The organism is Streptomyces sp. NPDC059355 (assembly GCF_042752335.1).
Taxonomy (GTDB): domain Bacteria; phylum Actinomycetota; class Actinomycetes; order Streptomycetales; family Streptomycetaceae; genus Streptomyces.
On sequence record NZ_JBHYXN010000004.1, the window covers coordinates 160,377 to 170,543 of the forward strand.

General features: G+C 72.9%; 9 protein-coding genes. 4 read left to right on the plus strand and 5 right to left on the minus strand.

Annotated features, from left to right (window positions below):
* The first annotated feature begins 134 nt into the window (after nt 1-134).
* Nucleotides 135-461 carry a hypothetical protein gene (locus tag ACFXGI_RS05825; protein ID WP_384703846.1) on the plus strand — a complete coding sequence of 109 codons (327 nt, stop codon included), beginning with the start codon at nt 135-137 and terminating at the stop codon, nt 459-461.
* 17 nt (nt 462-478) lie between these two features.
* Here the strand turns inward: ACFXGI_RS05825 and ACFXGI_RS05830 are convergent, their stop codons facing one another.
* From ACFXGI_RS05830 to ACFXGI_RS05845, 4 genes are all read right to left on the minus strand, one after another.
* Nucleotides 479-886: a VOC family protein gene (locus ACFXGI_RS05830; RefSeq protein ID WP_384703849.1), complete on the minus strand. Its 408-nt coding sequence runs from the start codon at nt 884-886 to the stop codon at nt 479-481.
* A gap of 214 nt (nt 887-1,100) precedes the next feature.
* Nucleotides 1,101-2,606: a polyprenol phosphomannose-dependent alpha 1,6 mannosyltransferase MptB gene (mptB, locus tag ACFXGI_RS05835; RefSeq protein ID WP_384703852.1), complete on the minus strand. Its 1,506-nt coding sequence runs from the start codon at nt 2,604-2,606 to the stop codon at nt 1,101-1,103.
* A 103-nt stretch (nt 2,607-2,709) separates the two neighbouring features.
* Nucleotides 2,710-3,945 (minus strand): cytochrome P450, encoded by a 1,236-nt coding sequence (locus ACFXGI_RS05840; RefSeq protein WP_384703855.1) that lies wholly within the window; start codon nt 3,943-3,945, stop codon nt 2,710-2,712.
* Nucleotides 3,946-4,068: 123 nt separating this feature from the next.
* Nucleotides 4,069-6,378: a family 20 glycosylhydrolase gene (locus tag ACFXGI_RS05845; RefSeq protein ID WP_384703857.1), complete on the minus strand. Its 2,310-nt coding sequence runs from the start codon at nt 6,376-6,378 to the stop codon at nt 4,069-4,071.
* A gap of 168 nt (nt 6,379-6,546) precedes the next feature.
* On the opposite strand from ACFXGI_RS05845, the gene ACFXGI_RS05850 reads away from it, so the two are divergent.
* Nucleotides 6,547-6,948, plus strand: coding sequence for a DUF4440 domain-containing protein (locus ACFXGI_RS05850; RefSeq protein ID WP_384703859.1), 402 nt, complete (start codon nt 6,547-6,549; stop codon nt 6,946-6,948).
* A 15-nt stretch (nt 6,949-6,963) separates the two neighbouring features.
* Here ACFXGI_RS05850 and ACFXGI_RS05855 read toward each other — a convergent pair whose 3' ends face one another.
* Nucleotides 6,964-8,376: a glycosyltransferase 87 family protein gene (locus ACFXGI_RS05855; protein ID WP_384703861.1), complete on the minus strand. Its 1,413-nt coding sequence runs from the start codon at nt 8,374-8,376 to the stop codon at nt 6,964-6,966.
* 113 nt (nt 8,377-8,489) lie between these two features.
* On the opposite strand from ACFXGI_RS05855, the gene ACFXGI_RS05860 reads away from it, so the two are divergent.
* Both ACFXGI_RS05860 and ACFXGI_RS05865 read left to right on the plus strand, forming a co-directional pair.
* Nucleotides 8,490-9,638: a molybdopterin-dependent oxidoreductase gene (locus tag ACFXGI_RS05860; RefSeq protein WP_384703864.1), complete on the plus strand. Its 1,149-nt coding sequence runs from the start codon at nt 8,490-8,492 to the stop codon at nt 9,636-9,638.
* Entirely contained in the window at nt 9,638-10,042 is a 405-nt protein-coding gene (locus tag ACFXGI_RS05865; protein WP_384703866.1) for a hypothetical protein, read from the plus strand. The genes ACFXGI_RS05860 and ACFXGI_RS05865 overlap by 1 nt, the downstream gene beginning before the upstream one ends.
* Nucleotides 10,043-10,167: the final 125 nt, after the last annotated feature.

A 10,167-nucleotide genomic window follows, 5' to 3' on the forward strand; every position in this document is an offset into this window, starting at 1 on the left:
GCCGACACCCCGCCCGCGCGGTGCCGGGCCATCGTCCCTGGGAGCGAAGCGGCCGGAACCCCACCGGGCCCCACCGCATCTACCCGACCGGCGGGGCCTTCCCGTCCCGGCGTCAGGAGCATGTCGTGCCCTTCATGAACCGATCCCGCGCGTCAGCACTCGGCTTCGCCGTGGCCGCCGCCCTGCTCGCGGTCCTGGCCGTCAGCGTCTACCGCGGCGCGGCGCCGGGGCTGCTCCCGGAGAGCAGTTGGGGCGCCTGGCGGCAGGAGGAGGTCGCCCACTGGTCGGCGCACGTCCGCGTCAACCACTGGACCCGATCCGCCGAAGCCGAGCTCTACATGGGCAAGGCCGAGCAGATCAGCCTCCACGCGTACGGCGAGACGGCTCGCGCCGGCTCCGTGATGGACGAGACCGTCTTCACCCTCACCCCCGACGGCAAGCTCACCGGCAGCCCCCGCTGAGGCTCCCGCGCCCCCGGCTACCGGCGAACGTAGGGGCGGGTCATGATCTCCATGTTGTGGCCGTCCGGATCGGCGAAATACGCGCCGCGACCCCCGAACAGGCGGTTGGTCTGCCCCGGTTCGGTGTGGTGGGGATCGGCGTAGTAGGTGACCCCGACCGCCTCCAGGCGGGCGATCATGCCGTCGAACCGCCCCTCGGGCACGAGGAACGCGTAGTGCTGCGGCTGGATCGGCTCGTCGGTTATCGCGTAGTAGTCGAGCGTCACGCCGTTGCCGAGATCGACGGGCAGGAACGGCCCGAACGGAGCTCCGACCTCCAGCCCCAGGACCACGGCGAGGAACTCGGCCGACAGCCCCCGGTCCCTGGCGTGGACGACGGTGTGGTTCAACTCGACGGCGTTCGGATACTGCTGGGTGTTCGACATGAGTGTGTGTCTCCGGTTTCGGGTTGCCGTGGGAAGGCGCCGCACGCGGGCGCCGGGCGATGGAAACGCGGAGGAAGGGCGGGCTCCTGGCCCGCCTCGGGCTCACGCCGAGGCCGGGAACCCTACTCGTACATGGCCCAAGGCCGACCCGGCAGTCACCCGGTCGACCCTAGTGATCATCATCGTCCGGCACAACGCCGATCCCCCGCCCGGGTCACCGGCGCGTTCTGACCGCCGCCCGCACCCAAGCGCGCTCCAGCAGGCGAAGGCGGGGCAGCGTCCCCGGCACCGGCGGACCCCATGCCACGAGCGCCGCCACGGCCGCCGACGCACCTGTGACGGCGGCGACCCCGTAGGACCAGGTCGCCGAAGTCCCGCTGGGCAGCACCATGAACAGCAGCACCAGCATCGCCAGCCGCACCCGCGTGCTCTCCAGCAGTCGCCAGGCGACCGCCGCGAGCGGCACCATCCCCCACAGCAGGTACCAGGGCTGAACGACCGGAGCGGTCACCACCAGTCCCAGCAGCGCCATCCCGCCGGCGTACTCGGGACCCGTACGCGGCGCACGCCACACGCAGAACCCCACCAGGCACACGCCCAGCACCAGCCCCACCGACCGCGCGGCGGCGATCGCATCGCCCGCCGTCCCCACGCCGAACCCCTCGGACAGCAGCCCGAGCACCCGGCCCACATCCGTACTCGGCGAGAGCACCGTGTACACCTGCGCCGGGCCCCGCAGCGTCGACAGCCACCCCCAGCCCTGGCCGCACACCGCCACACCCAGCACCAGCGCCGCGAGACCCACCAGCGCGATCCCGGCCGCCCGCAGCCATCCCGCACGCCGGTCCGGCCGCCCGCCCACCGACCACGCGGCGGCGCACAGCAGGGCCACGCCAGCGGGAACCTTGACCAGCGCGGCCGAGACCAGCACGACGGTGCCCAGCACCCAGTGCCCCCTGCGGAAGGCCACCAGCCCGGCCACCATCAGACCGATCATCAGCGCCTCGTTGTGGGCCCCGCCCACCAGGTGCACCAGGGCGAGCGGGTTGAGCACGGCCGCCCACAGCGCCCCGGCCTCCGCGTCGCCGGACCCGGAACCGGGCTCGGAGCCCTGTCCGGAACCCCACTCGGAAGCGAGCCGCCCCACACCCCAGACGATCAGCGCCAGCCCGAACAGGGCCAGCAGCCGCATGCCCAGCACCGCCGCCACCGTGTGGTGCTCGCCCGTGACGGCGACCACGGCCCGCGTCGCCGCGACGGCCACCGGCCCGTACGGTGCCGGCGCGTCCTGCCACACCTCCGGCACGTTGTCCGTGAGCGGACCGCCGAGCACCGACGGCCCCAGCCGGTACACGTCCCAGCCCCGGACCGCCAGCGCGCCCTGCGCGACATAGCTGTACGCGTCATTGCTGAAGATCACCGGTCCCGGGACCAGCGGCAGGACCCAGGACCACAGCACGGACCGCAGCCGTCCCGGGCCGACCGGCTCCCCGGCCCGCAGCAGTCCGCCCAGCCGCCACCAGGCGACCACGAGCAGGACCAGCCCGGCGTACGAGGCGGCCGCTCCCAGCACCGTGTGTGCCGGGCTGCGCTGCGCCCACACTCCGTCCGGAACCCCGAACGGCAGCGCGCCCGCGGACCAGCTCCCGGCGGCCAGCAGCACCGACCCGAGCGTTCCGAGCAGCCGGCAACCCCGGACCGTGACCCCCATCTGAGACATGCCGGCAGCCTAAGGCGGGCGAGGCTGATGATCGGCCAGCCCGAGGCGTCGGGAGAGTGAACTTCGGGCGTTCAGCCGGTCAGCCGGTCGGCCGGTCGGCCGGTCATGCCGACGGGCCGAGCCGGACGGGCAGCGACCGGTGGCCGTTGCTGATGAGGGAGGTGACGGGCAGCAGTCCGTCCGCGGGCACCGCCAGCTCGATCGCGGGGAAGCGGTCGAAGAGGGCTTCGAGCGCGGCCGCGACCTCCAGACGGGCCAGCGGGGCGCCGAGACAGAAGTGGACCCCGTGCCCGAAGGCCAGGTGCTCCTTCGTGACCCGCGTGACGTCGAAGGCGTCCGCGTCCGGGCCGTGCCAGTCGGGGTGCCGGTTGGCGGCGGCGTACGAGGCGAGGATCGCCTCCCCCTTGGCCATGATCCGGCCGTCGGACAGCGGGATGTCGGCCAGCGCGAAGCGCATCGGCAGATGCTTGACGGCCGATTCGTGCCGCAGGGTCTCCTCGACGACGTCGCCCCAGCCGCTGCGCCCGGCCCGGACGTGGTCCAGCTGGTCGGGGTGCGTGAGCAGGGCCGTCACCGCCTGGTCGATGACGTTGACCGTGGTCTCGTACCCGGCGCTGATCATCAGGATCAGGGTGTCGCCCAGCTCGGAGTCCGAGAGCGCGGAGCCGTCCCCCTCCTCGTCGCGGGCGGCGATGAGCAGGGAGGTCATGTCGTCGCCGGGCAGGGCGCGCTTGGCGGCGATGAGCTCGGCGAGGACCTCGTACACCCGGACCGTGTTCGCGGCGGCCTCCTCGGGGGTGAGGGTGGTGTCGAAGACCCCGTCCACCACCGTGCGGAAGTCGGCGCGCTGCTCCTGGGGGAGGCCCATCAGGTGCCCGATCACCGCGATGGGCAGCGGGTAGGCGAGCCGCTCGCGCAGATCCGTGACCTCGCCCGGCGGGAGGGCGGCGAGCCCGTCGACGAGGCCGGTGACGATGTCCTCGACGGTGTCGCGGAGCAGGGCGACACGGCGGGCGCTGAACGCGGGAGCCACCATCCGCCGCAGCCTCCGGTGGTCGGCTCCGTACGCGGTGAACATGTTGGTCACCGCGACCCACAGGGCGAGCGGCCACGTCTGGACGGCCTGCTCGAACTCAGGCCAGTGCGCGCGGGCGTCCTTTGACACGTCCGGGCTGGTGAGCAACTCCTTGAGCAGGGCGGGGTCGGTGACGGCACAGGCCGTCACGCCGAGGATGTCGACGCGGGCCGCGGGCCCTTGGGCACGCAGCAGCCGGTGCTCCGCGTGCCGGTCGGCGCCGGCGGGGTCGAGGACCAGCGGGACGGCGGGTGCCTGGTTCACGCGGGACTCCTTTGCGCGGGGGCCTAAGAGGTGGTCGTGGCGGTATGTACGGTGTGTCATCTCCCGCACAACGTGTGTGGTGGACACGGTGTTCCGCACGCGGTCACGGTGATACCCATGAGCTCAGGCGATCTGCCAGCGCTGGTAGGCCGAACCGGAACCCGTCTCCTGCGTGGCCGGGGCGCCGTCCGCCCCGGACGCGGTGGTCAGCAGGAGCGCGCTCTTCTTGTTGGCCACCGAGTAGTCGCCCCCGCCGAGCGCGGTGATCAGCCAGCGCTGGCTGTCCCCGCCCGTGCAAGCGGCCTGGACGACTGCCGCGCCGGCTGCCGTGGAGCCGCCCGAGACGTCAGCGCACAGCTTCGACGCGCCGTTCACCAGGGAGTAGGAGCCGTCGGCGTCGAGCCCCAGCTGCCACTGCTGGTTGGGGCCGCCGTGCGGCGTCCACGTGATCAGCTGCGTACCGGACGCGCTCGAACTCCCCGGGTCGTCGAGGGCCTTGCCGGCCGCGCTGAGCGTACGGGTGCCGCTCAACGGGCCGCCGTACACCTCGAACTCGTACAGCGAATAGCCGTATGCCGTGCCGCGCGTGGTCCCGTACACGCGGATGTACCGGCCCGATCCGGACAGTCCGGCGAGCTCCTGGACCCCGCCGGCGCCCGTCGTCGTGGAGTACACGGTGCGCCAGGTCGCGGCGTCGTCCGAAAGCTGGACCCGGAAGGCCTTTCCGTACGCCGCCTCCCAGCGCAGCACCACGCGGCTCACGGCCTGGCCGGACCCCAGGTCGACCTGGAGCCACTGCGGGTCGGCGTACGCGCTGGACCAGCGGGTGCCGGGGTCGCCGTCGGTGGCCGCCGCGGCCGGGAAATCGGCGGTCTCCGTACTGGAGGCGGTGGTCGGCCGGTTGCGGGCGAGGTTGCCGGGCTGGGCGAGGCCCGGCCAGGCGGGGTTGTGTCCGACCGCGGCCGCGATCGGGGTGAAGGCGGCATACGTGGCCGCCGGCTTCGGGGAGCCCCAGGTCTGCTGGGCCAGGGCGCGCAGCGGGTACATGATGCCCGCGGCGATCTGCTCCTGCGTCTCGGCGGTGGGGTTGTCGCACCACACGTGGAGCAGCGAGCCCGGGTTCTTCGAAGGGTCGGTGAGGGTGGCTCCGCCCTCGAAGCGGTCGGGGGTCCAGGTCTCGTACATCCACCGGGTGTCGGGCTTGGCGCCCCCGAGCACGTAATACGTCGGCGTCCAGGACTCGTTGGCGACGGTGTGGCCGGCCGCGGCCAGCTGCTGCGGGGTGAGGCCGTAGCCGTACCAGTACTCGACGAGGATCCCGGGGTGGGGCGTGACGGTTCCGTCCCCGGCCTTGATGCCGTCGTTCCACATCCGGGTGGTCTTGCCGGCCGCCCGGACCAGGTCGTCGGCCCAGTTCACGAACCCGTAGTAGGTGTCCTTGGCGGTGGCGCCCGCCCCGTGGTGGGCGCGGGCGTAGGCCAGCAGCTGGGGGTACTTGGCGTAGTCGGTGACGTACTCGTCGGCGCCGATGTGCCAGTACGGGGCCGGGAACAGCGGCAGGTACTCGTTCACCAGGTCCTTGATCAGGGTGTACGAGGCCGGCAGTGAGAGGTCGATGAAATCGGGACTGGCCGTGCCGGAACTGTTCTTGAGCCTGCGCTCGGGGTGGGCGGCCAGAACGGCGTTCATGTGCCCCGGGGTGTCGATCTCGGGCACGATCGTCACGTGGTACTTCCGCCCGAGCGCGACGAGGTCGGCGATGTCCTGCTTGGAGTAGTGGTCGGCGGAGACGATCTCCGGGTGGGTGGAGCTCTCGAGCCGGAACCCGAAGGTGTCCGACAGGTGGAAGTGGAAGTAGTTGAGCTTGAGGTAGGCCAGTTCCTTGATGTGCTGCTCGACCCAGTCGACGGTGAAGAACTTCCGGCCTTGGTCGATCATGAGCCCCCGCTCCGCCTTGGCGGGCCAGTCGACCGCCGTACCGGCGGGCACCGTGGGCGACTGGTGCAGGAGCTGGAGCACGGTACGGGTGCCGTAGAACGCGCCGGTGCCGGTCCCTGCCCGGACGGCGACAGACGGCCCGACGGTCAGCCGGTAGCCCTCGGAGGGCAGCCCCGGGTCTCCGAGGCTCAGCGCGATGTCGCCGGGGGAGGCGCTCCCGGTGACGACACCGACCGGACGCCCGGCCAGCGCGCCCAGGTCCTCGGCGAAGGTGGCGGCCTCGTCGGAGAGCTGGGCGGCGTAGGCGGGATCGACCACGATCCTGCTGGTGCTCGTGAAGGTGTAGGCGCCGGTGCCGGCCGTCCACTGCCGCAGCGCGGGCACGGTCTGCGGCGCCGCGGCAGCGGCCCGTGCGGGTCCGGCGACGGCGACACCGGGCAAGGAGAGCGCGGCCACCGCGCAGACGGCGGCGATCAGCAATCTGAGCAGACGCATGGCAAGTCCCCAAGTCGTAGGAGGGCAGGGGGAGTTCAGGGGTCGGTCAAAGTGCAGCCAAAGTGGAGCGCAGCGCCGGGGTGCATGTCAATACCTGCTCGAAACCCCGCTTCAACGAGCAGATTCACGCACGCATCCGTCGCAGGGGCCGCGTGTTACCGTCGCGCCATGTCCAAGGGTGAAATAGACGCGCTGACCGACGAGTTCTTCGGCGCATTCGACAACCGGGGCGGCAAGACCGCCGACGTGGCCCGGATCCGGCGGCTGGTCCTGCCGGGCGGGGTGATCGTCAAGACCGGTCCTCCGGAGCTCACCGTCTACACCGTCGATGAGTTCATCGAGCCCCGTCGGAAGCTGCTGAACGACGGCCGGCTGGTCGAATTCTCGGAGTGGGAGACCTCCGAACGGACCGACATCGCCGGCGACATCGCGTCGCGGTTCGGCGAGTACCGCAAGTCCGGGATCCTGGACGGCGAGCCGTTCGAGGGCCGCGGGACCAAGACGATCCAGTTCGTCCGCACCCCGGACGGCTGGCGGATCGCCGCGTTCTCCTGGTACGACCGGCCCTGAGCCGGGGCGGGCGGTCTACGACGGCTCCGCGACCGCCCCCTCGCCGCGCTGCCGGTGCCACCGCACCGCCGTCATCATGAGCACCAGCACCGCGGCGGCCCCGTACGCCGTGGCACTCACCGCCCCGCGCGAGCCGAACGCCTGGCCCGTGACGTAGACCGCCGGGCCCGCGACCGCGATGCCCAGCCACTCCCAGCGCCCGTCCAGGGCCACCAGCCCGACGAGCAGCAGGGCGTACCACGAATAGCCGGGCGTGAGCAGCACGAACGCCCACCCGGTCACCAACAGGGCGCCGCTCCAAGGCCGTCGGGGATCCCCGCGCCACAGCACGTACCCGCACACGCCCGCCATGACGGCGAGCAGCACCGGCACCGCCCGGTCGCCCGGCATCACCAGCCGCAGCAGCGCGTAGCGGGAGCCGGAGGAGGGGTCCTCGTACCCCTCCTCCTCCACGTAGCCGCCCAGGTACCCGAAGACGGAGCCGTGCGAGAGCAGGACGTACGGGAGGTACGCGAGCGCCGTGAACACGGCGGCCGGCAGCAGTACGGCGAGCGCGTCGCGCACCCGGCGTACGCCGGACAGGGCCCCCGGGAGGACGATCGCCGGCATCAGCTTCGTGGCGACGGCGGCGCCCAGGACCAGCCCGCCGCCGGCCCGCCGCCCCAGGCTCCGCGAGGCCACGAGCCCGAGACCGGACACGGCCAGCAGCACCCCCAGCACGTCGACGTGCGCGTTGTTCACGGCTTCGATCGGCACGGCGGGGCACCACGCCCAGTACGCGGCCCCGCACGGATCCGCGCCCCGGCGCCGCAGGATCAGCAGCAGCGCGCCCGTCACGCCGAGCGACAGCACCCCGGCGCCGATCTGGAGCGGTTTGTGCCGGGAGCCCTCGGGGGAGAGCCGGTCGACGGCCAGGAAGTACGCCTCGGCCACCGGCGGGTAGATGGTGTGCACGGCGGGCCGGTTGATCCGCGTGCAGTGCGGGGTGTCCCCGGTGTACGGGATCCGGGCCAGGTCCGGGCCGGTGCAGGCGGCGGCGCCCGTCGGGAAGAGCCACGGATCGCGCAGCCCCTCCAGCGCCCGGTCCTGCGGTGCGTGGTCGTACGGTGAGACGCCGGCGGCCTGGACCCGGCCGTCCCAGGCGTACCGGTACGAATCGGTGCTGGTCCGGGGCGCCGCCACCAGCCCCGTCGCCGTCACCGCGAAGGCCCCCGCCAGAACCAGCGGCACCGCCAGGCGGGCCGGGACCCGGCGCAGCGCGAGCAGCGCGGCCGCGAACAGCGCCCAGCAGGCCGCGTACCGCCAGGACAGTCCGGCGGGGTCGGTGAAATTGCCGTCGTAGCGGATGGTCCACACCAAGGCCGCGACGAGGGCGGAGAGGCCGAGGGCGGCGAGGGCGGCGGGGCCGAGGGCGGTACGCGGGTTCACAGCCGCAGCGTTCCAGGCAACGGCGCACATCGGGGTCCCGCGCCGCCCCATGTCCGCGTTTCGTAAGGTGCCCGAACCGCCTTCGAGCACCGTCCCGGGGGTGTGATGGGTCCATGCGCTTCCCCATCCGTCTCCCCTCGGACCCGCCCGTCACCTTCAAGGCGCGGTTGCACGACGCCCGTACCGCGACCGCCGTCGGCCGCTGGCTCGGTCTGGCCTTCACCGTCTGCTTCGTGACGGGCGTGCTCAGCCACTACTTCCAGCACCCGCCGAACTGGCTCGCCGACCGGCTGCCGAGCCGCCCGTACTGGGGCTACCGGTTCACCCAGGGACTCCACGTCATCTCCGGGATCGCGGCGATCCCGCTGCTGCTCGCGAAACTGTGGGCGGTCTACCCCCGACTGTTCGAATGGCCGCCGCTGCGGTCGGTGCGGCACGCGCTCGAACGGGCCTCGGTGGCCGTCCTGGTGGCGGCCGGGGTGTTCGAGCTGTTCACCGGGCTGCTGAACACCTTCCAGTGGTACCCCTGGCCCTTCTCCTTCGTACCCGTGCACTTCGCGCTGTCCTGGCTGCTGATCGGAGCGCTCATGGTGCACATCGCCGTGAAGTGGCCGGAGATCCAAGGCCACTGGACCCGGCGCTCCCCGGGCACGCTCGCGCTGCCCGAGGCCGACGGCCCGGACCGGCGCGCGCTGCTGGCGGGCGTCGCCGCGGCCGTGGGGGCGGTGACGCTGACGACCGCCGGGCAGTCCGTGACCGCGCTCGGGCGGCTCGACCTGTTCGCCCCGCGCGACCCCGCCGTCGGACCGCAGGGACTCCCGGTGAACCGCACGGCCGCGGCGGCCGGGATCACCGCGGCCTCCGTACGGGACTGGCGGCTGACCGTCGCCGGACCGCGCCCGTACACCCTCGGCCTCGACGAACTGCGCGCGATGCCGCAGTACGAGGTGACACTGCCCATCGCCTGCGTAGAGGGCTGGAGCAAGAACGCCCGCTGGACCGGGGTCCGCGTGCGCGACCTGCTGGAACGCGCGGGCGGCGGCCCGGCCGCCCGCGCCCGCGTGGAGTCCCTGGAGCCGGTCGGCGCGTACCGGGTGACGGAGATGGGCCGTGCGTACGCCCAGGACCCGCTCACCCTGCTCGCGCTGCGCGTCAACGGAGAGGAACTCTCCCCGGACCACGGCTACCCGGCGCGGATCATCGCCCCGAACCGGCCCGGCGTGCTCCAGACCAAGTGGGTCGGCCGACTGGAGGTGTTGTGATGCGGTACCGGTACGTGGTCGCGGGTCTCGGCGTGGTCCTGATGGGCCTGGGCGGCGCCCTGCTGGTCCAGCAGCCCTCGCCCTGGCGGATCGCGCTGTGGCTCGCGGGTGCGGTCGTGGTGCACGACGGGCTGATCGCGCCGCTCGTCATCGCGATCGCCGCGCTCACCGGCGCCTTCGGCCTGCGCCTGCGCGGGGTCCCGCGCGCCGCCCTGATCGTCGCGGGCTCCCTGACGGCGATCGCCCTCCCGCCGCTCCTGCGCCCGGGCGGGGCCGCCAACCCGACGGTCGTGCCGCTGGACTACCTGCGCAACTGGCTGCTGACGATGGCGGCCATCGCCCTCGCAACGGGCCTGTACGTCGCGGCGCGCGCGGCGCTGGGCGGGGCCCGCCGGCGGACCTGAGCGGCGGGACACGCGAAAGCGGCTGACGCGAAACCGCGTCAGCCCCCAAACCCAAGGCCCCGGGCAACCACAAACCCCCACCGGACCCAAACAGCGGCCCCCCGCCCAACAGCTGAACCTTATAG

What these genes read in the sequence shown, in the direction of transcription:
- ACFXGI_RS05860 (WP_384703864.1), top strand. Translation starts at nt 8,490, where the DNA reads ATGCGCTTCCCCATCCGTCTCCCCTCGGACCCGCCCGTCACCTTCAAG.
- ACFXGI_RS05830 (WP_384703849.1), bottom strand. Translation starts at nt 886, where the DNA reads ATGTCGAACACCCAGCAGTATCCGAACGCCGTCGAGTTGAACCACACC.
- ACFXGI_RS05825 (WP_384703846.1), top strand. Translation starts at nt 135, where the DNA reads ATGAACCGATCCCGCGCGTCAGCACTCGGCTTCGCCGTGGCCGCCGCC.
- ACFXGI_RS05845 (WP_384703857.1), bottom strand. Translation starts at nt 6,378, where the DNA reads ATGCGTCTGCTCAGATTGCTGATCGCCGCCGTCTGCGCGGTGGCCGCG.
- ACFXGI_RS05865 (WP_384703866.1), top strand. Translation starts at nt 9,638, where the DNA reads ATGCGGTACCGGTACGTGGTCGCGGGTCTCGGCGTGGTCCTGATGGGC.
- ACFXGI_RS05850 (WP_384703859.1), top strand. Translation starts at nt 6,547, where the DNA reads ATGTCCAAGGGTGAAATAGACGCGCTGACCGACGAGTTCTTCGGCGCA.
- mptB (WP_384703852.1), bottom strand. Translation starts at nt 2,606, where the DNA reads ATGTCTCAGATGGGGGTCACGGTCCGGGGTTGCCGGCTGCTCGGAACG.